Annotated in this window: 16 protein-coding genes; 2 read left to right on the top strand and 14 right to left on the bottom strand. The window is 71.3% G+C overall.

The features are described 5' to 3' along the window. Positions 1 to 237 precede the first annotated feature (237 nt). The 4 genes from AB0D14_RS30485 to rpe form a co-directional block, all read right to left on the bottom strand. Positions 238 to 1,680 carry a GuaB1 family IMP dehydrogenase-related protein gene (locus tag AB0D14_RS30485; protein WP_362785602.1) on the bottom strand — a complete coding sequence of 481 codons (1,443 nt, stop codon included), beginning with the start codon at positions 1,678 to 1,680 and terminating at the stop codon, positions 238 to 240. A gap of 128 nt (positions 1,681 to 1,808) precedes the next feature. Further along, on the bottom strand, positions 1,809 to 2,141 hold the full coding sequence (locus AB0D14_RS30490) for a barstar family protein (protein WP_362785538.1): 333 nt from the start codon (positions 2,139 to 2,141) through the stop codon (positions 1,809 to 1,811). A gap of 69 nt (positions 2,142 to 2,210) precedes the next feature. After that, entirely contained in the window at positions 2,211 to 3,254 is a 1,044-nt protein-coding gene (locus AB0D14_RS30495) for a sugar-binding domain-containing protein (protein ID WP_362785540.1), read from the bottom strand. 78 nt (positions 3,255 to 3,332) lie between these two features. Further along, positions 3,333 to 4,019, bottom strand: coding sequence for a ribulose-phosphate 3-epimerase (gene rpe / locus AB0D14_RS30500; protein WP_362785543.1), 687 nt, complete (start codon positions 4,017 to 4,019; stop codon positions 3,333 to 3,335). Positions 4,020 to 4,176: 157 nt separating this feature from the next. Here rpe and AB0D14_RS30505 point away from each other — a divergent pair, with 157 nt between their 5' ends. Beyond that, complete coding sequence (locus AB0D14_RS30505) at positions 4,177 to 6,429, top strand: MMPL family transporter (RefSeq protein ID WP_362785545.1); 2,253 nt, start codon at positions 4,177 to 4,179, stop codon at positions 6,427 to 6,429. A gap of 69 nt (positions 6,430 to 6,498) precedes the next feature. Here AB0D14_RS30505 and AB0D14_RS30510 read toward each other — a convergent pair whose 3' ends face one another. Further along, complete coding sequence (locus tag AB0D14_RS30510; protein ID WP_362785547.1) at positions 6,499 to 7,923, bottom strand: transcription antitermination factor NusB; 1,425 nt, start codon at positions 7,921 to 7,923, stop codon at positions 6,499 to 6,501. Between the two features lie 144 nt (positions 7,924 to 8,067). After that, complete coding sequence (gene fmt, locus AB0D14_RS30515; RefSeq protein ID WP_362785550.1) at positions 8,068 to 9,000, bottom strand: methionyl-tRNA formyltransferase; 933 nt, start codon at positions 8,998 to 9,000, stop codon at positions 8,068 to 8,070. 470 nt (positions 9,001 to 9,470) lie between these two features. Here fmt and AB0D14_RS30520 point away from each other — a divergent pair, with 470 nt between their 5' ends. Then, entirely contained in the window at positions 9,471 to 10,034 is a 564-nt protein-coding gene (locus AB0D14_RS30520; protein ID WP_362785554.1) for a hypothetical protein, read from the top strand. Positions 10,035 to 10,188: 154 nt separating this feature from the next. Here AB0D14_RS30520 and AB0D14_RS30525 read toward each other — a convergent pair whose 3' ends face one another. From AB0D14_RS30525 to AB0D14_RS30560, 8 genes are all read right to left on the bottom strand, one after another. Next, on the bottom strand, positions 10,189 to 12,348 hold the full coding sequence (locus AB0D14_RS30525) for a primosomal protein N' (protein ID WP_362785557.1): 2,160 nt from the start codon (positions 12,346 to 12,348) through the stop codon (positions 10,189 to 10,191). A 144-nt stretch (positions 12,349 to 12,492) separates the two neighbouring features. Beyond that, positions 12,493 to 13,701 carry a methionine adenosyltransferase gene (gene metK / locus AB0D14_RS30530; RefSeq protein ID WP_362785560.1) on the bottom strand — a complete coding sequence of 403 codons (1,209 nt, stop codon included), beginning with the start codon at positions 13,699 to 13,701 and terminating at the stop codon, positions 12,493 to 12,495. A 275-nt stretch (positions 13,702 to 13,976) separates the two neighbouring features. After that, the gene (coaBC, locus tag AB0D14_RS30535; protein ID WP_362785563.1) at positions 13,977 to 15,197 is read right to left on the bottom strand and encodes a bifunctional phosphopantothenoylcysteine decarboxylase/phosphopantothenate--cysteine ligase CoaBC; all 1,221 of its coding nucleotides are present in this window, start codon (positions 15,195 to 15,197) and stop codon (positions 13,977 to 13,979) included. Positions 15,198 to 15,330: 133 nt separating this feature from the next. Beyond that, entirely contained in the window at positions 15,331 to 15,603 is a 273-nt protein-coding gene (rpoZ, locus tag AB0D14_RS30540) for a DNA-directed RNA polymerase subunit omega (RefSeq protein ID WP_362785567.1), read from the bottom strand. Between the two features lie 49 nt (positions 15,604 to 15,652). Continuing rightward, positions 15,653 to 16,246, bottom strand: coding sequence for a guanylate kinase (gene gmk / locus AB0D14_RS30545; RefSeq protein ID WP_362785570.1), 594 nt, complete (start codon positions 16,244 to 16,246; stop codon positions 15,653 to 15,655). A gap of 38 nt (positions 16,247 to 16,284) precedes the next feature. After that, positions 16,285 to 16,608, bottom strand: coding sequence for an integration host factor (locus AB0D14_RS30550; protein WP_005319887.1), 324 nt, complete (start codon positions 16,606 to 16,608; stop codon positions 16,285 to 16,287). A gap of 267 nt (positions 16,609 to 16,875) precedes the next feature. Continuing rightward, positions 16,876 to 17,727, bottom strand: a complete 852-nt coding sequence (pyrF, locus tag AB0D14_RS30555; RefSeq protein WP_362785604.1) for an orotidine-5'-phosphate decarboxylase — start codon at positions 17,725 to 17,727, stop codon at positions 16,876 to 16,878. 11 nt (positions 17,728 to 17,738) lie between these two features. Beyond that, positions 17,739 to 18,845 (bottom strand): quinone-dependent dihydroorotate dehydrogenase, encoded by a 1,107-nt coding sequence (locus AB0D14_RS30560; RefSeq protein WP_362785572.1) that lies wholly within the window; start codon positions 18,843 to 18,845, stop codon positions 17,739 to 17,741. Positions 18,846 to 18,853 lie beyond the last annotated feature (8 nt).

Here is an 18,853-nt window from a genome sequence, read left to right on the forward strand (position 1 = left end):
TCCTTCATCGCTGCCGGTCAAGGCGGCGCGGCCCCACGACAGCCCGGTGTGAGGGACCACCGTGCACGGGGTCCCCGCCACACTACGTTCAGCGCACGACTCTATGAGGCCGGACTTTCCGGCCGTAATGCAGCACCCTTGCGCGTCTCCGCAGGATCGTTGCGTTCCTCGGCGCGGGGCGGACGTTCATTGCGCGGGGCTGCGGAGCTCTGCGGCTCCGCAGCGCGGGCGCGGCGTTCAGCTCCAGCTGGCGTGCAGCGGCTTGCCCTCCGCGTAGCCCGCGGCGCTCTGGATTCCGACGACGGCCCGCTCGGCGAACTCCTCCAGGGAGTTGGCGCCGGCGTAGGTGCACGAGGAGCGCACACCCGCGATGATCGAGTCGATCAGGTCCTCGACGCCCGGCCGGGACGGGTCGAGGAACATCCGGGAGGTCGAGATCCCCTCCTCGAACAGCGCCTTGCGGGCCCGGTCGTACGCCGACTCCTCCGTCGTGCGGTTGCGCACCGCACGCGCGGACGCCATGCCGAACGACTCCTTGTAGAGACGTCCCTGGGCATCCTGCTGGAGGTCGCCCGGGGACTCGTAGGTACCGGCGAACCACGAGCCGACCATGACGTTCGACGCGCCCGCGGCCAGCGCCATGGCGACATCGCGCGGGTGCCGCACACCACCGTCGGCCCACACGTGCTTGCCGTGCTTCTTCGCCTCGGCCGCGCACTCCAGGACGGCCGAGAACTGCGGGCGGCCCACGCCGGTCATCATGCGCGTGGTGCACATGGCGCCCGGTCCGACACCGACCTTGATGATGTCGGCGCCGGCCTCGATCAGGTCGCGTACGCCCTCGGCGGCGACGATGTTGCCCGCGACGATCGGCACCTGGGGATCGAGGCCGCGGACGGCCCGGACCGCGGAGATCATCGATTCCTGGTGGCCGTGGGCGGTGTCCACGACGAGCGTGTCGACGCCCGCCGCGAGCAGCTGCTTGGCCTTGCCCGCGACATCGCCGTTGATACCGACGGCGGCCGCGATGCGCAGATGGCCGTCCGCGTCGGTGGCGGGGGTGTAGAGCGTGGCGCGCAGGGCGCCCTTGCGGGTGAGGATGCCGGCGAGCCTGCCGTCCTTGTCGACGGCCGGGGCGTACCTGCGGTTGGCGTGGTCGAGCCTGGTGAACGCCTCGCCCGGCTCGATCCCGGCGTCGAGCAGCAACAGGTCACGGGACATGACCTCGGACAGCTGCGTGAAGCGGTCGACTCCGCTCAGGTCGGCGTCGGTGACCACACCGACCGGCCTGCTCTCGCCGTCCACCACGACACCGGCGTTGTGCGCGCGCTTGGGGAGCAGGGACAGCGCGTCGGCGACGGTCTGGTGCGGGGCGAGGACGATCGGGGTGTCCAGCACGAGATGGCGGCTCTTGACCCAGGAGACGACCTCGGTGACGACCTCGATCGGGATGTCCTGCGGGATGACGACGAGCCCGCCGCGGCGGGCCATGGTCTCGGCCATCCGGCGGCCCGCGATCGCGGTCATATTGGCGACCACCAGCGGAATCGTGGTGCCGGTGCCGTCCGGCGAAGCCAGGTCGACGCCCTGCCGCGAGCCGACCGCGGAACGGCTCGGCACCATGAAGACGTCGTCGTACGTCAGGTCGTACGCGGGCTGGATGTCGTTGAGGAAACGCACGTGCTGCACATCCCAGTCGATCAGAGGTGGCCCCCGAACAGGACAGCCCGAGGGAAGAGCACGTACTGCATCGTCCCATGTCGGGGGGTATGCACGCCCTCGGCCGATCATCCAGGCCGGCCCGCCGGCTACTGGTGGGAACCTCCAAGGGCCAGCGCCACGGTGAGCGCCGGGGTGCGGCCCGCCGCCTGGGCGAAGACGTCCTCGGCGATATCCCACTCGTCGGGCCGCGTGCGCGCGTACGCCCGCCAGCCGGTGACGACGACCAGCAGCCCTGCGTCGCCGGCGGCCGGGGGCCACACGGACGGGTCGGTGAGGCTGTCGGCGAGCGCGTCCCAGTTGCGGCCGAACCAGTCCGGCAGCTCCAGGGCGCGTACGCAGCGCTCCATGAGGCCCGCCTTGTCCGCGACGCCGTCGAGGTCCAGCGTGACCACGTGCGGGCCCGGCACGTCGTGCGTCATCTCAGCACCGCCCTGAACGAGTTGTAGTGATCATCGGTGTCGCGGACCGGGACCGGACGGGGAAGCGGATCAGGGCCCGTCGGGGTCCTCCCGGTCGAGGGCGGGACGCGGTGTCCGGCCCGCCGTCATCAGGGCGTCCGCGGCCGCCGTGTCCGTCACCAGGCTGGTGACGAGGCCCGACCGCAGCACCGCGTCGATGGCGGCCGCCTTGCGAGCCCCGCCGGCGATCGCGACAACCTCGGGGATCCTCCGCAGCCGGTCGGCCTCGACGGTGATGCACCGCTCCCCCAGGTCCCGCCCGACGCGGCGGCCCTCGGCGTCGAAGAGGTGCGCGGACATCTCGGCCTCGACTCCGAGGGACGCGTAGTGGGCGCGCTCCTCCTCGGTGAGCATGTCGTGCACCGTCGAGATCCCGGCCTCCCAGGACCCGATGGACACGCAGGCCACGGTGACCTTGTCGAAGTACTCGAAGGCCCGGGCGATCCCGGTCTGACTGCGCAGCGCGGATGCGGTGGCCACGTCCGGCAGCAGCATCGGCGCGTAGATGGGATGGGCGTCGCCGCCGGAGACCTGGGCGGCCCGGCGGACGGCCTCGACCGAGCCGCGCTCGGCAGTCCCGGCGTCGTAGACACCCGTCAGCTGCACCACCGTGCACGGCGGCAGCCGGTCGAGCGCCGCCGCCATGTGGATGGTGGAGCGGCCCCAGGCGAGGCCGAGCACATCGCCCTCGGCCACCAGCTCACCGAGCAGGTCGGCGGCCACCTCACCGAGGTTCTCCGGGTCGGGCGACTCCTCGGCCTCGGCCGGGGACTCGACGACAACGGCATGCCGCAGACCGTAGCGGGCGCGCAGCGCGTCGGAGCGCTCCGCGTCCAGCTCGGCGGGAACACGGATCTCGATCCTCACGAGATCCCGTTCGAGAGCGGTCTCCAGGACCCGGGCCACCTTGAAGCGGCTGACACCGAACTCCTCGGCGATCTGGATCTTGGACTTGCCCTCAAGGTAGAAGCGGCGGGCCATGGCCGCCGCCTGCACCAGCTCGGCGGGTCCCATCCGCATGGCTGCCCGGCCCGCCGACATACCCGACACGGGGATCTCCTCACTGCTGTTCACACTCTGGATTCGCCGTTCATCCTTGCAGATCCGGCGTACTTGATCAGCCCTGAGGGGCGGCGTTCACGTTCCCTTGGTTCAGTGGTCGCATGCCCATGCTGCCTGGGCCGTCGCCCCCTCCGCCTGCGTGCGCAATGCACGTACCGCCTGGGCGGGGTCGTCGGCCCCGTAGACGGCCGAGCCGGCGACGAAGACGTCGGCCCCCGCCTCGGCGCAGCGCTCGATGGTGGAGGCCGAGACCCCGCCGTCGACCTGCAGCCACAGTTCGAGACCGTGCTTGCTGATCAGCTCACGCGTGCGGCGGATCTTCGGGAGCATGATGTCGAGAAACGCCTGTCCCCCGAAGCCCGGCTCGACGGTCATGATCAGCAGCATGTCGAGTTCGGGGAGCAGGTCCTCGTACGGCTCGATGGGGGTTGCCGGCCTGAGCGCCATGGAGGCGCGGGCACCCTTGGCGCGGATTTCGCGGGCGAGCCGTACGGGCGCCGCGGCCGCCTCGGCGTGGAAGGTGACGGAACCGGCACCCGCCTCGACGTACTGGGGAGCCCACCGATCGGCGTCCTCGATCATCAGATGGCAGTCCAGCGGCGTGTCCGTCGCACGTGCCAGAGACTCTACGACCGGCACACCGAGTGTGAGGTTCGGGACGAAATGGTTGTCCATCACGTCGACATGCAGCCAGTCGGCCCCTTCCACCGCCCTTGCCTCCTCGGCAAGGCGGGCGAAGTCGGCGGAGAGGATGCTGGGGTTGATCTGCGCGGCCATGCCACAAGCCTGCCATGTCCGGAGCCGGTTGCCTCCCGGTCCCGGCTCGGACCGTTCGGTATGTACCAACTCGTTCGAGTCGAGGGGCTGCACCAGCGGGACGGGCCATGCCATCCTTGTCGGCTCAGCGGCTCCATGAGCGGCTACGGGGGTGGCCATGTCGGACGCGCGGGGAAAGCAACGGCGGGGTGTCGGCCGACTGGTCTGCGGCCGGCGGTCCAAGTGGCTCGTGGTGGGACTGTGGCTGGTGCTGCTCGTGCTGACGGCACCCTTCGCCCAGAAGCTCACCGACGCCCAGGACAACGACGCGGCCTCCTGGCTGCCCGGTTCCGCCGAGTCGACCCAAGTCCTGGAGGCCTCGGAGGACTTCAGGCCGCAGCAGATCCCCGCGATCGTCGTGTACGCCCGTGCGGACGGCCTCACGGCAGCGGACCGGGACCGGATCGCCGAGGACGTACGAGAGCTCAAGGAGCTGCACGCGCACGGCCTGCGGGGTGCGGAGACCCTCGGCCCCGCGTACGACCGGAGGACGGCCCCACGGGCGGCCCAGGTCTCCGTGCCGATCACGATGGACGAGAAGGGCTGGGAGCGCATCGCGCCCGCGGTCGACGCGATCCGTGAGTACACCGACGAGGGCGGCAAGGGGCGCGACGGGCTCGCCGTGCACATCACAGGCCCGGGCGGCACGTCAGCCGACTTCTCCGAGGCCTTCGAGGGCATCGACTCCACCCTGCTGATCTCGGCGATGGCCGTCGTCATCGTGACGCTGCTGCTCACCTACCGCAGCCCGACCCTGCTGGTGGTCCCGCTGCTCGGCGTGGTCGCCGCGCTGTTCACCGCGCAGGCGCTGATCTATCTGCTCGCGGAGCACGCGGGGCTGACGGTCAACGGCCAGAGCGCGGGCATCCTCACGGTTCTCGTCTTCGGCGCGGGGACGGACTATGCCCTGCTCCTGGTGGCCCGCTACCGGGAGGAGCTGCGCCGCCACGAGGACCGCCACGAGGCCATGGCGCTGGCCCTGCACCGGGCGGGCCCGGCCGTGGTCGCGTCCGGCGCCACCGTCGTCCTGAGCATGCTGGTGCTGCTCGCCGCCGAGATGAACTCGACGCGCGGCCTCGGCCCGGTCGCCGCCATCGGTGTCGCCGTGGCGCTGACGGCGATGCTGACGCTCTTCCCGGCCCTGCTGGTGATCTTCGGCCGCTGGATCTTCTGGCCGGTGATCCCGCACTCCGGCTCCGCCGATCCGACCGCCCACGGTGTCTGGGCGCGGATGGGCAACCGCTTCTCCCGCCGCCCCCGGCTGGTCTGGGGCGTCACGGCGGCGGCGCTCGCGCTGCTGTCGCTGGGCCTCGTCCAGCTGCGCGCGGAGGGCATCAGCAACGCCGACGCCTTCACCGGTGAACCCGACTCGATCACCGGCCAGGAGGTGTCCGCGCGGTACTTCCCCGCGGGCAGCGGCGATCCGCTCGTCGTCGTCGGCGACCGCGCCCGGGCGCAGGAGGTCCGCCGGGCGGTCGCGGACACCCGCGGTGTCGTGCCGGAATCCCTCGTTCTGCCGCCCGGCACGAAACCCGGGTTCGAGGGCAGGTTCCTCGTCGAGGCCACCATGACCGATCCCGCGGACGGTGAGGCCGCGAAGCGGACGGTGGAGCGGGTACGGGACGCCGTGCACGCGGTACCGGACGCCGACGCCCAGGTCGGCGGCGGTACGGCGGCTCTGCTGGACATGGACAGGGCGACGACGCACGACAACGTCCTGATCATCCCGCTGGTGCTGGTCGTGGTGCTGCTGATCCTCTGCGCCCTGCTCCGCGCCCTGGTCGCCCCGCTGCTCCTGATCGGCACGGTGGTGTTGTCCTTCGCCACCGCGCTGGGCATCAGCGCGCTCGCGTTCCGGTACCTGTTCGACTACGCGGGCGAGTCGACGGACTTCCCGCTGTTCGTCTTCGTCTTCCTGGTGGCGCTGGGCATCGACTACAACATCTTCCTGAGCACCCGCATCCGCGAGGAGACCGCCCGTCAGGGGACGCGCAAGGGCGTGGTCACCGGCCTTGCCGCCACCGGCGCGGTCATCACCTCGGCGGGCCTGGTCCTCGCGGGCACCTTCGCCGCCCTGGGGACACTGCCGATGGTCGCCTTCGCCGAGATCGGGTTCGCGGTGGCCCTGGGCGTACTGCTCGACACGTTCGTCGTGCGATCGGTCCTGGTGACATCGCTGTTCCTGGACGTGGGGCCGAAGGTCTGGTGGCCGCACCGGCTGGCCCACGAGGACGGTGGCCCGGGCAACGGCAGCGCAGACACGGACCGTCCGCCGAAGGCCCCGGCGACCGGCGCGGACTCCCCAGCCCCAGCTCCAGCTTCAGAACCGACTTCAGGGCCAGCTTCACGACCGGGTGGCCCGGCGGAGTAGTCCGGGCCCACGACGGGCGGCATGGGTGTCGGCAGGGGCCGACCGGTGGTCAGCCGGGTCAGCCGGTGGTCAGCCGGTCCGGCGGATCAGCGCCAGATACATCGCGTCCGTGCCGTGCAGGTGCGGCCACAGCTGGACGTCCGGACCGTCGCCCAGAGCCGGGACGTCCGGAAAGAGCGGCCGGGCGTCGAGCAGTTCGCCGTCCTGCTGCTTGAGTACGTCGTCGACCACGGCCCGGGTCTCGGCGAGGTGCGGCGAGCAGGTGGCGTACCCGACGACACCGCCGACCCGCACGGAGTCGAGCGCGGTACGCAGCAGCCCGCGCTGCAACGGCGCGAACCCGTCCAGGTCCTCGGGCCGCCGCCGCCAGCGGGCCTCGGGCCGCCGCCGCAGGGCACCGAGCCCCGTGCAGGGCACGTCCACCAGTACGCGGTCGAAGGTCCCCGAACGCCATGGCGGCCGCGTCCCGTCAGCGGCGATGACCTGGTACGGCCCGGGGTTCCCGGCGAGCGACTTCGCGACCAGTTTGGCCCGGTGCGGCTGCTTCTCGGAGGCGAGCAGCACGGCCCCGCGCTCGGCGGCGAGCCCGGCGAGCATGGCCGCCTTGCCGCCGGGTCCCGCGCACCCGTCGAGCCAGGCCTTGTCCGGCCCCTCCAGGGGCGCGTTGGCGAGAGCGAGGGCCACCAACTGGCTGCCCTCGTCCTGGACGCCGGCCCGCCCTTCGCGTACGGCGTCGATGGCGCCCGGCTCGCCGCCTTCGGACAACCTCACGGCGTACGGCGACCAGCGCCCCGGCAGCGCGGTCTCCTCGCCGAGCGCGCCGAGGATCTCCTCCGCGGTGGAACGCCCGGGCCTGGCGACCAGGGTCACCTCGGGCCGCTCGTTGTCGGCTTCGAGCAGATCCTCGATGCCCGAGCGCCCGCCGCCCAGCGAGTCCCACAACGCCGAGACGATCCACCGCGGATGCGAGTGCACGACGGCGAGATGGTCCTCGGCGTCCTCGTCGTAGGGCGGCGCGACCTGCTCGATCCAGCCGTCCAGATCCTGCCGCGAGATCTTCCGCAGCACGGCGTTGACGAATTTCGACCGCCCGTCCCCGAGCACGACCCTCGCGAGGTCGACGGTCGCGGACACGGCGGCATGCGTCGGGATCCGCGTCCCGAGCAATTGATGCGCACCCAGGCTCAGCACGTCAAGGACCGGCGGATCGACCTCGCGCAACGGCCGGTCCACACACGCCGCGATGACGGCGTCGTACGTCCCCTGCCGGCGCAGCGTCCCGTACACGAGCTCCGTGGCCAGTGCCGCGTCGCGTCCGTCGAAGTCGCCCTTCTCCCGCGCCTTTCGCAGCAGGGGCGGCAGCACGAGATTCGCGTACGCGTCCCGCTCGTCCACCGCCCGCAACGCATCGAAGGCGAGCATCCGCACGGCGTCCTTCTTCGGACGGCGATAGGGCTTGCCCTGCTGACGGGGCCTACGAGACTGCTCGTTCACGTAAAAGGTGCTCCGGCTAGTGGAAGAGATACAGGTCCAGCGTACGTCGCCCCGGGGCAGCACCCTTCCCAGGGCGCCGGTGTCGAGGGGGCTGTGCCATCCATGCCGCTCCGCCGCGTGGGCGCGGCCGGCCGCGAAGGCCGGCTACGCCCCGACCACCTCGCCGGAGGCGATCCGAACCCCCCGGGCCCAGTCGGCCGCCCGCATCGGCTTCTTCCCCTGAGCCTGCACCCACAACAACTCGACGGCATACGACCCGGTTCCGACGTACACGTTGTTCTTCGCGACCGACAACGCCCCCGGCGCCAGATCCGTCCGCTCAGGAACCGGCGCAACCTGGATCAGCTTGAGCCGCTCCCCGCGGAAGACGGTCCACGAACCGGGCGAGGGCGTACAGCCGCGTACGACCCGGTCGACCCGGAGCGCCGGCGCCGTCCAGTCCACATGGGCGTTCTCGACGGTGATCTTCGGAGCCAGGGTGACGCCGTCCGCCGGCTGCGGTACGGCCTTGAGGGTGCCGTCCTCGACCCCGTCCATGGTCGCCGCGAGCAGTCCGGACCCGGCGAAGGCGAGCCGCGTCAGCAGGTCCCCGCTGGTGTCGGTGGGCCGCACCTCCTCGGTGACGGTCCCGTAGACGGGCCCGGAGTCGAGCCCCTCCTCGATGAGGAACGTGGACGCACCGGTGATCTCGTCCCCGGCCATGACCGCGTGCTGTACGGGCGCCGCGCCGCGCCAGGCGGGCAGCAGCGAGAAGTGCAGGTTGACCCAGCCGTGTGCGGGGATGTCGAGCGCGACCCGGGGAAGCAGCGCACCGTAGGCCACCACGGGACAGCAGTCGGGGGCGATCTCCCGCAGCCGTGCGAGGAAGTCCTCGTCCCGTGGCCGCACCGGCTTGAGCACCTCGATCCCGGCGTCCTCGGCGCGCTGGGCGACGGGGCTCGCGACGAGCCTGCGCCCCCGTCCGGCCGGCGCGTCGGGCCGCGTGACTACGGCGGCCACCTCGTGCCGCCCGGAGGCGATCAGGGCGTCCAGAGCGGGAACGGCGACCTCGGGGGTACCGGCGAAGACGAGCTTCATGGGTGGCAGTCGGCCTCTCGGGCGGATTCACAACGGGCAGCGCACCAGTCTATGGGGCGCACTGCCGAAGCTCCCCTCGGCCGCGGTCACGTACGGGACGGGACCTGGCCCCAGCGCACCGGACCGGACCGAGCAGGCTGGACCGGACGGCCCCGGACGGCAACGCACGACGACGGCTGAGCGGGTTCCCTCCCCCGTCCGGCGCACCCATGACCGGCGGCCATCGACGGATTCGGACCACCCGACAAAACCGCCGCGGAGCTGCCGCACGGCTGCCCCAGGCGGTAAAGGCCCTCGTCAGGACGGTGCCGAGGCGAGCGCTCAGCAGACCGCCGGGGGCGTACGTATCCGGTCCCACGCCCCTGATGCGTGACCACTCACCGTGAAACGCGTTGGTCAAGAAAGAGTTGACCAAAACGGGCCGCAATCGCGGCCCGGACCTTTTCAACGCCGGTTCGAGAGGCTTGTTCATGGCCGACCACGCAACCCACGACGCCCAGGCTCGGGCCAGCCTGCACTTGCTGGTGCGGGACATCGAGCGAGTCCGCCGGCAGGTGGACGCACTGCGCACGCTGACAGCCCAACTGGGCAACGTCTACCGCCCGCGCCGCTCCGGCCCCTCCACGGGCTTCGTCGTCTACGGACGCGCACCCGCTCCGACCGTCCGTCTCGCCCAGGAGCTGCGGGACAGTGTCGAGACCCTGGTCACGGCCGCCGTGGACTTCGACCGCTCACTGGGCTTCTCCTGGGACGCGGTGGGCTCGGCCCTCGGTGTCACGAAACAGGCGGTGCACCGCCGGTACGGCGCTCGCCGGGCGACCGCGCAGGCCGCCGCCGAGGCCGAGCGGGCGACCGAGCCGTCGGGAGCCCGCACGGTCGCCGTCAACACGGGCATCCCCACGGTCCCGGCCGCCCGCTCCATGCCGATGCCCATGCCCGTGCCGATGCCCATGCCGACTCAGCCGACGGCAGGCAGCCCCACCCTCCGCGAGGAGGCCAGGCCGAGCGCCTTCCCGGGCCCCCGCAACGGCTGACGTACTCACCCGTCCGCCCCTGAACACGCGCCTGTCTGCCCCCGAAAGAGCTCGGGGGCAGACGCGTACCGGCCACCAATCGGCCGCCCTCACCGCAGCGACAGCAGCGTCGGCGGCAACGGCGACAGCGACAGCGACAGCGACAGTCGGGAGATCACCCGATGTCCGGCGGATCGATCCGAATCCGTACGGCCTCACTCCCGCCGCTGCCCCCGCTCCCCCCACGAGCCATCCGAGCCGCCTGCGCGCTCTTCAGGGCGGATGCCAGCGCGGCTCCCTTCCCCGGCGGTACCCGGATCAACGCCCGCTCCCACGGTTCGCCGGCGGGCGCCGCGCCCGCCCGCCTCGGCCGCCCCGGATCCGGCGGAGGCAGCGGCACCGGGCCCAGCAACTCGGCCTCTCCGGGCAGTTCGGCCGCGGCGAGGAACTCGGCGAGTGCCTCCGCCGTCCCGGCCACGGACGCCATCCGCGACACCGGCGGGAACCCCAGCTCGGCCCGCTCGGCCAGCTCACGAACGGCGTGCCCGACCGGATCCCACCGCACCAGCGCCTGCACGGGCCGCAACGTCGGCTCGGCGACGACCACCACGGTCCCGCCGTCCCGCTGCCCCCGCACCAGTGCCGCCGCCTCGATCCAGCGCCGCAACGCCTCCTCTCCGGCCCGCAGGTCCGGCCGACCGAGCATCGCCCAGCCGTCGAGCAACAGCGCCGCCGCGTAGCCGCCCTCGGCCACGGGCTCGGCGCCCGGCGTGCTGACGACCAGCGCGGGCGACCCCGGCACCGTGTCCAGCACCTGCTCGCGCCCCGAGGTCCGCACCGGCACGGCGGGGAACGCGCGCCCCAGCTCCTCGGCGGTCCGCCGCGCCCCCACGACCTGCGCCCGCAGCCGGAACCCGCCGCACTCGGGACAGTGCCAGCCGCTCTCCTCCTGCCCGCACCACCCGCACCGCAGGCCGCCGGCGTCCTGCCCTTCCAACGGCCCGGCGCAGTGCCTGCACCGCGCGGGCGCCCGGCACTGCGCGCAGGCCATCCGCGGTACGTAACCCCGCCGGGGCACCTGCACCAGTACGGGCCCGTGCTTCAGCCCTTCCCTGACGGCCTGCCAGGCGAGGGTGGGCAGCCGCGCGGCCCGGGCCGCCTCGTCCCGCGCCAGGTCCTGGTCCCCGACGGTCCGTACGAGCGGAGCCGCCTCCCGTACCGTCTCCCGCTCGGCGACGATCGGAGCCGCCCAGCCGCTCTCGACGAGCTGTGCGGCCTCGACAGTGCAGCTCCAACTGCCCAGCAGGAAGGCGCACTTGTCATGGGCGGCCCGCTGCAACAGCACTTCCCGCGAGTGCGGCTGAGGCGCGTGCAGCTCACTGTGGCTGCCGTCCCCGTCGTCCCAGACAGCCACCAGGCCCAGATCCTGGACGGGCGCGAACATGGCGGCCCTGGTCCCCACCACGGCCCGTACGGACCCACGCCGCACGGCCAGCCACTGCCGGTAGCGTTTCTCGGGCCCGGCCTCGGCGGTGAGTACGGCATGCCTGCCCTCCCCCAGCACCGAGGTCAACGCGGCGTCGACCCGGCTGACGGCCCGCCCGTCCGGCACGACGACGAGCGCGCCACGTCCCGAGGCGAGCGTCGCCGCCACGGCCCGCGCCAGTTCCTCGGCCCAGCCGGGCCCCGGGAGCGCGTTCCACACGGCCCGGGGTGCCCCGCCGCCCGCGAGTGACTCGATGAAGGCGGCCCCTCGCGGGTACCGGACCCAGGACCCCACGGCGGGCGCTTCGGGGGCGGGCAGCGGCTCGGGCGACGGCTTTCCCTCGGCCCTGGCGTTGCGCGGCGGGACGGCCAGTTGCAGCACGTCGGCCAGGCTCCCGGCGTACCGGTCGGCGACGGCTCGCGCGACGCCGAGCAACTCCTCGTTCAACACGGGCTCGGGCGAGACGACTTGGGCAAGGGCCGCGAGCGGCCCCGAGTACTCGGACTCGGCCAGCCGCTCGACGAGGAATCCGTCGATCAGCCCGCCGCCCTCGCGCCGCCCCTCCCGCACCCGATGCCGGCCGGCCCCGAACCGCACACGTACCCGCACCCCCGGCTGCGCGTCGGCGTCGAGGTCCTCGGGCACGGCGTAGTCGAAGTAGCGGTCGAGATGCAGTACGCCCTTGTCGACGAGCACCCGCGCGACAGGAAGGTTCTTGGCGACCGCGGCCCCGCGCCAGGTCCGCGGCTTGGCGCGCGGAGCTTTGCGCACGGCATCCCGGATCAACGCAAGCTGCTCCGGCGGCGCCCCTTCGGCCCCGCCGCCCGCCTGCCCGTCCTCGCTGCTCACAGCTGCATTCCTACCAGACCGCACTGACACCGCCACGCGCCCGGGATACACGAAGCCACGCGACGGAAAACGCCGGTTCCCGGCATCCCGAGGGATGCCGGGAACCGGCGCGAGAACAGCGGAACTTGAGCCGACCGGAGCGGGTTAGAGCCCCGCCGCCTTCCGCAGTGCGTCCACCCGGTCCGTCTTCTCCCAGGTGAACTCGGGCAGTGCGCGCCCGAAGTGGCCGTACGCGGCGGTCAGCGAGTAGATCGGCCGCAGCAGGTCGAGGTCGCGGATGATCGCGGCCGGGCGGAGGTCGAAGACCTCGGAGATGGCCGTCTCGATCTTCTCGGCGTCGATCTTCGCGGTGCCGAAGGTCTCGACGAAGAGGCCGACGGGCTCGGCCTTGCCGATCGCGTAGGCGACCTGGACCTCGCAGCGCGAGGCGAGGCCCGCCGCGACGACGTTCTTCGCGACCCAGCGCATGGCGTACGCGGCGGAGCGGTCGACCTTGGAGGGGTCCTTGCCGGAGAACGCGCCGCCACCGTGGCGGGCCATACCGCCGTAGGTGTCGATGATGATCTTGCGGCCGGTCAGGCCGGCGTCGCCCATCGGGCCGCCGATCTCGAAGCGGCCGGTGGGGTTGACCAGGAGCCGGTAGTCCTCGGTCTCCAGCTTGATGCCGTCGTCCAGGAGTGCCTTCAGCTCGGGCTCCACCACGAACTCGCGGATGTCGGGCGCCAGCAGCGAGTCCAGGTCGATGTCCGAGGCGTGCTGCGAGGAGACGACGACCGTGTCCAGGCGGACCGCCTTGTCGCCGTCGTACTCGATGGTGACCTGGGTCTTGCCGTCGGGGCGCAGGTACGGGATCGTCCCGTTCTTGCGGACCTCGGAGAGGCGGCGCGCGAGCCGGTGCGCGAGGTGGATCGGGAGCGGCATGAGCTCCGGGGTCTCGTCCGTCGCGTAGCCGAACATCAGGCCCTGGTCGCCCGCGCCCTGCTTGTCGAGCTCGTCCTCGTCGCCCTCGACCCGCTTCTCGTACGCGGTGTCGACACCCTGCGCGATGTCGGGCGACTGGGAGCCGATCGACACGGACACGCCACAGGACGCCCCGTCGAAGCCCTTCTTCGAGGAGTCGTAGCCGATCTCAAGGATCTTGTCGCGCACGAGCTGCGCGATCGGCGCGTAGGCCTTGGTCGTGACCTCACCGGCCACGTGCACGAGGCCGGTCGTGATCAGCGTCTCGACGGCGACCCGGGAGTGCGGGTCCTCACGCAGAAGCGCATCGAGGATGGTGTCGCTGATCTGGTCAGCGATCTTGTCGGGGTGACCTTCGGTCACGGACTCCGAGGTGAACAGGCGACGGGACACAACGCTCCCTGTGGTTGCAGCGGCTGCTGGCTGATCATTGGCGGACGGCCGGGAGCTGCGCCCGGCGTCGTCCGAGAACAGTTTATCGGTCGTACTCCGCCGCAGGGCTACTGTCTCGCCTCTCGGAAGCGCTGTGACCTGCGGCACGCGCATTCTGCGACACGATGACCGTCTCCGCCAGGTTCCCACACTCCTGCAAGCCGGTTCCAAGCGGCACCTTGTGATGTTTTGTCACGCCTTGTGACGCCTTGGGTCTCCTGATGCGATTGAGCCATTCATCCCAGGCGGCGCGCCACGAGATCCCACACGGTTTCGGCCAGTGCTTCCTTGGGTCCGTACGGCACCGCGGTCTCGCCTCCGTCGGCGGCGAGCACGACCGCCTCGTTCTCCTCTGAGCCGAAGGTCTTGCGCTCCCCCACCTCGTTGACGACGAGGAGGTCGCAGCCCTTGCGGCGGAGCTTCGCCCGGCCGTTGGCCAGGACGTCGTCCGTCTCGGCGGCGAAACCGACGACCACCTGTCCGGTGCGGGCACGGTCCGCCGAGATCTCCGCGAGAATGTCCGGGTTACGAACGAGAACGATCGGCTCCGGTTCCTCCCCGTCCTTCTTCTTGATCTTTCCCGCCGCGTATGCCGCGGGCCGGAAATCCGCCACCGCCGCCGCCATCACCACGACGTCGGCGTCCGGAGCCGCCTTGAGTACGGCCTCGCGCAGGTGCACGGCGGTGCCGACCTGGACGACGTCGACGCCCGCCGGGTCCGGCAGCCCGGTGTTCGCGGCGATCAGTGTGACCCGCGCGCCCCGGGCCACTGCGGTGCGCGCGAGGGCGTACCCCTGCTTCCCGGAGGAACGGTTGCCGAGGAAGCGGACCGGGTCGAGCGGCTCGCGTGTGCCCCCTGCGCTGACGACGACGTGACGCCCCGCGAGGTCCGGACGCTCCGCGATGTCCGGTCCGGCCGCGCCCCGCGCGAGCACCCGGCGGCAGATCTCGAAGATCTCCGACGGGTCGGGCAGTCGCCCCTTGCCGGTGTCCACGCCGGTCAGCCGGCCCACGGCGGGCTCGATGACGACGGCACCCCGGCGGCGCAGCGTCGCCACGTTCTCCTGCGTGGCCGGGTGTTCCCACATCTCGGTGTGCATGGCGGGCGCGAAGACGACCGGACAGCGGGCGGTGAGCAGGGTGTTCGTGAGGAGGTCGCCGGCCAGTCCGTGGGCCGCCTTCGCCAGCAGGTCCGCGGTGGCGGGCGCGACGACGACCAGGTCGGCCCCCTGGCCGATCCGCACGTGCGGCACCTCGTGCACGTCCGACCAGACCTCGGTCGAGACGGGATGTCCGGAGAGGGCGGACCAGGTCGCGGCGCCGACGAAGTGCAGCGCGGACCCGGTGGGTACGACGCGCACGTCGTGCCCGGACTCGGTCAGTCGGCGCAGCAGCTCGCACGCCTTGTAGGCGGCGATGCCTCCGCTGACTCCCAGCACGACCTTCGGCTTGTCCACGTCTCTCCCCGACCCTCTGGATCACGTACGCCCGGAAAATGTATGTCTGGAAAACGTACGTCCCCATCACACACCACAGGCCCGGCAGTCGCGCTGCCGGGCCTGTGGATAAACAAACTGCAAACCGAAAATACTACGTAGCCGGGCCCTCGATGGCCTCCGACGTCAGCAGACCCGCGTTGATCTCCCGGAGGGCGATCGACAGCGGCTTCTCGTGGACGTGCGTGTCCACGAGGGGACCGACGTACTCGAGGAGACCCTCACCGAGCTGCGAGTAGTACGCGTTGATCTGGCGGGCACGCTTGGCCGCGTAGATCACCAGGCTGTACTTCGAGTCGGTTGCCTCGAGGAGCTCGTCGATCGGAGGGTTGATGATGCCCTCGGGCGCGGTGGTGGAAGAGGACACGCTCTGCCTTCCGAAAGGGGGATACTGACCTTAGAAGAGACTTGAAAGATCAGACAACTTCCATCAAGGCTAGCAGCTCACGAGCCACGTCCTCGACAGAGGTGTTGACCAGGGTGACATCGAACTCCGGCTCGGCCGCCAGTTCGATCTTGGCGGCCGCCAGCCGGCGCTCGATGACTTCGGGCGGCTCGGTGCCCCGCCCGGTGAGTCTGCGCACCAGCTCCTCCCAGGAGGGAGGAGCCAGGAACACCAGCAGAGCGTCGGGCATGGACTCGCGGACCTGCCGGGCTCCCTGAAGATCGATCTCCAGGAGGACCGGCTCGCCGGACTCCAGCCGTTCGAGCACGGCGTCACGAGGCGTGCCGTAGCGGTTGCCCGCGAACTCCGCCCACTCGAGCAGTTCGCCGTTGGCGATCAGCTTGTCCATCTCCTCGTCACTGACGAAGAAGTAGTGGACGCCGTGCTTCTCACCGGGGCGTGGCCTACGGGTCGTCGCCGACACCGAGAGCCAGACCTCGGGGTGTTCCTTGCGCATATGAGCGACGACCGTGCTCTTGCCGACCCCGGAGGGGCCGGAGAGCACGGTCAGCCGCGGACGTGCGTCCGGGGGTACGGGGGACGTCCCCCGGAGTGTTGCTGCCATGCGGCGATTATCCAGGTTCTCAGGGGTGCCTGAGAACGTCAGGCAGCACCGCCGCCGAACTCGCGCTCCAAGGAGGCGATCTGATTGGAGCCGAGACCCCGCACACGGCGGCTCTCGGAGATCCCGAGTCGCTCCATGATCTGCTTGGCGCGGACCTTGCCCACGCCCGGCAGGGACTCCAGGAGAGCGGAGACCTTCATCTTGCCGATGACGTCGTTCTCCTGACCCTGCTTGATGACCTCATGGAGGGAGGCGCCGGAGTGCTTGAGTCGATTCTTGACCTCGGCCCGCTCCCGGCGAGCCGCGGCGGCCTTTTCGAGCGCGGCTGCGCGCTGTTCAGGGGTAAGGGGCGGAAGAGCCACGCCTACGTCACCTCGGATGTCGAACTGTCGGATACGGACCGGTGCGGAACCTGATCGCTCCACACCTGGTGAGCAACGAGCAACTGTCTTGCCCGTTGACTCTCGTCGGAGACTAGCGGGCAAGTCCGCCGGAGTCAGCGAGAACAGCGGAAAAGTCCTGGTCAGCCTCTATCGAGTCCGACATTTCCGACAAAACTCCCCGGATTTGAGCATGTATTCAGACGCGGGCCCTCCGGAAGACGTACGCCGAAGGCGCGACACGGCCCGCTAAGCCGCTCGTACCGCCGCCCTGATCTCCTCCGCGAAGCGGTCCGACGACGCGCGTAGCGCGGCGATGTCGGGTCCGTGCCGCAGGACACCCCGGCTGACGTTCGGCACCACCTGGTGCACCGCCGCTCCGAAGACCCGGGGAAGGTCGGCCGGGGTCGCCCCCTGGGCACCGATCCCGGGAGCGAGGAGCGGGCCGTTGATGGCGAGGTCGTACGAGGAGAGGTCGCCGAGCGTGGCGCCGACGACCGCCCCGAAGGAGCCCATCGGGGTCTGTCCCGCGTTCTCCTCGGCCAGATGCGCCAGCATCGTCGCGCCTACGTTCCGAAGAGCCGTGTCCTCAGGGCGTACCGCGTGCTGCACCTCGGCGCCCTCCGGGTTGGAGGTCAGCGCGAGCACGAACAGCCCGGCGCCGCTCTCCCGGGCGAGCTCGACCGCCGGCTTGAGCGACCCGTAGCCGAGATACGGCGAAACGGTGAGCGCGTCCGAGAACAGCGGCGAGCCCTTCTCCAGGAAAGCGGAGGCGTACGCCGCCATGGTCGAACCGATGTCACCGCGCTTGGCGTCCATGACGACCAGCGCCCCGGCCGCGCGCGCCTCCTCGACCGACTTCTCCAGTACGGCGACACCGCGCGACCCGAAGCGCTCGAAGAACGCGCTCTGCGGCTTCAGTACGGCGACCCGGCCGGCCAGCGCCTCCACGACGGTGCGGCTGAAGCGCTCAAGGCCAGCGATGTCGTCGTTCAGGCCCCAGTCGGCGAGCAGGGAGGCGTGCGGGTCGATTCCGACGCACAGCGGGCCGCGCTCGTCCATGGCACGGCGCAGGCGTGCGCCGAAGGGTTCCTGGCTCATACCGTCTGCGCTCATACCTTCGTCCTCACGTCGGCGCCGACCGCGTCGGCGAGGGTGGCGTACGGGCTCGTGCGAAGCCGCGCCGCGAGTCCCTTGTGGACGGCGCGACCCCAGAAGGGGCCCTCGTAGATGAAGGCGCTGTAGCCCTGGACCAGCGTGGCGCCCGCCAGAATGCGCTGCCAGGCGTCCTCGGCGTTCTCGACGCCGCCGACGCCCACGAGGGTGATCCGGTCCCCCACGCGCGCGTAGAGGCGGCGCAGCACCTCCAGGGAGCGTGCTTTCAGCGGTGCGCCCGAGAGTCCGCCGCTCTCCCCGGCGAGGGAGGCGTCGGACCGCAGGCCCAGTTCCTCGCGCGCGATGGTGGTGTTCGTGGCGATGATCCCGTCCAGGCCGAGTTCGACGGCGAGGTCGGCGACGGCGTCGACGTCCTCGTCCGCGAGGTCCGGTGCGATCTTCACGAGCAGCGGCACGCGGCGCGTGGTCACCGTGCGGTCGGCGGCCTCGCGGACGGCGGTGAGCAGGGGCCGCAGCGACTCGGTCGCCTGGAGGTTGCGCAGCCCCGGGGTGTTCGGGGAGCTGACGTTGACCACGAGATAGTCGGCGTACGAGGCCAGTCGCTCGGTGGACTTCACGTAGTCGGCGGCGGCCTCGCCCTCCGGAACGAGCTTGGTCTTGCCGATGTTGACGCCCAGGACCGTCCTGAAGACGGGCGTACGGGCCCTCAAGCGCTCCGCCACGGCCGCGGAGCCCTCGTTGTTGAACCCCATGCGGTTGATCAGCGCGCGGTCCGGCACAAGGCGGAACAGCCGCTTCCTGGGGTTGCCCGGCTGTGCCTCCCCCGTGACCGTGCCGATCTCGACGTGGTCGAAGCCGAGCATCGACATCCCGTCGACAGCGACGGCGTTCTTGTCGAAACCGGCCGCGAGGCCGAACGGCCCGTGCATCCGCAGTCCGAACGCCTCGGTCCGCAGCTCCTTGTACCGGGGCGCGAGCACGGCGGCGACGAAGGTCCGCAGGACGGGGACGCGGACGGCCAGCCGGATCCAGCGGAAGGCGAGGTGGTGGGCCTGCTCCGGGTCCATCCGCTTGAAGAGGAGCCGGAAGGCGAGCTTGTACATGATCAGTT

Source organism: Streptomyces sp. NPDC048484, from assembly GCF_040651415.1.
Classification (GTDB): domain Bacteria; phylum Actinomycetota; class Actinomycetes; order Streptomycetales; family Streptomycetaceae; genus Streptomyces.